Annotated in this window: 1 protein-coding gene; it reads right to left on the reverse strand. The window is 72.3% G+C overall.

Annotation, left to right across the window (positions count from 1 at the left end; all coding sequences use genetic code 11):
- Window positions 1-69: 69 nt before the first annotated feature.
- Entirely contained in the window at window positions 70-1,110 is a 1,041-nt protein-coding gene (locus G6028_RS14380; RefSeq protein WP_182659280.1) for a polyprenyl synthetase family protein, read from the reverse strand.
- Between the last annotated feature and the right edge of the window lie 239 nt (window positions 1,111-1,349).

A 1,349-nucleotide genomic window follows, 5' to 3' on the forward strand; every position in this document is an offset into this window, starting at 1 on the left:
CGCGAGAGCGGAAGCCAGCCGAGCGCTGGACGGGCGCGCAGGCGCAGGAGCGGATGCCCGGCGCGGCGGTCAGCTCACGCGGTCGACGGTGAACCGGACCAGCCGCCGCAGCGCCTCGTTCGCGGGACCGGCGGGCAGCACGTCCAGCTCGGCCATGGCGTCCGCCACGTACTGCTCGAGCGTCGCCCGCGCGCGCCGCATCCCCTCGGAGGCGCGGAGGAGATCCAGGGCCTCGTGGACCTCGGAGTCGTCGGTCAGCGGCTGCCCCAACAGTTCACGGAGGCGGTCGCCGTCGGTGGAACCGGCCTCGAGCGCGTAGATCATGGGCAGCGTGTGCACACCCTCGCGCAGGTCGGTCCCGGGAGTCTTGCCCGAGTCGGACGACGGAGAGGCGATGTCGATGATGTCGTCGGCGATCTGGAACGCGATCCCCACGGCGTCTCCCAGCCGTCGCAGACTCTGGATCTGCTCGTCGGAGGCGCCGGAGTACTCGCCGCCGAACTGGGCGGCGGCCGCGATCAGCGACCCGGTCTTCTCCCAGATCACGCGGAGGTAGTGACCGGCGGCGTCCCCGCCGTCGCCCGGACCGACGGTCTCCCGCATCTGCCCGGTGACCAGTTCCGCGAAGGTCTGGGCGATGAGCTGGACCGCGGCCGGGCCGAGGTCCGCCAGGAGCATGGAGGAATGGGCGAAGAGGAAGTCGCCGGCGAGGATCGCGGTGGAGTTGTCCCAGCGGCTGTTGGCGGACTCCACGCCGCGGCGCACGGCCGCCTCGTCCATCACGTCGTCGTGATAGAGCGTGGCCAGGTGGATCATCTCGCACACCACGGCGGCCTTGACCAGGCGCTCGCGGTCGGGTTCCGGACCGAGCTCTCCGGTGAGCAGGGTGACGACGGGCCGGAAGCGCTTCCCGCCGGCGGTGACCAGGTGCAGGGCGACCTCGGTGAGGAAGTCCTCCCCGGTCTCGAGTCGGCTCACCAGGAGCTCCTCGACCTCCACCAGTCGCGCCCTCAGCAGCGCCGCGAGATCCGCGTCGCCGACGTCCACGCCCGCCACCACATGGTCGGGCGCCGTCTCAGCGGTGCCGGTCGTCACAGAATCGCTCGACATCCTCATTCGTCCTCGTCGCCTGGTGCGGACCGGCATCGACCGACCCTGACGACAGACTACGGTCCCCACCCGGGGGCTGCGGCACCCCACCCCGGCCGAGGTCGGCGCCGACCGGTCCGGCGCGGACCTGCCACCATGGAGCGCATGGACCCACGGCCGCGACCTCCCGCTTCGACCGATGTCCTCGTGGTGGGGTGCGGGCCCGCCGGTTCGGCGACCGCCACGTGGCTGGCGCGTGC

The organism is Dietzia cercidiphylli (assembly GCF_014145145.1).
In the GTDB taxonomy this organism is placed as follows: domain Bacteria; phylum Actinomycetota; class Actinomycetes; order Mycobacteriales; family Mycobacteriaceae; genus Dietzia; species Dietzia natronolimnaea.

Bases quoted from the DNA above. Each gene is read 5' to 3' on its own strand.
- G6028_RS14380 (WP_182659280.1), bottom strand. From the start codon at position 1,110: ATGTCGAGCGATTCTGTGACGACCGGCACCGCTGAGACGGCGCCCGAC.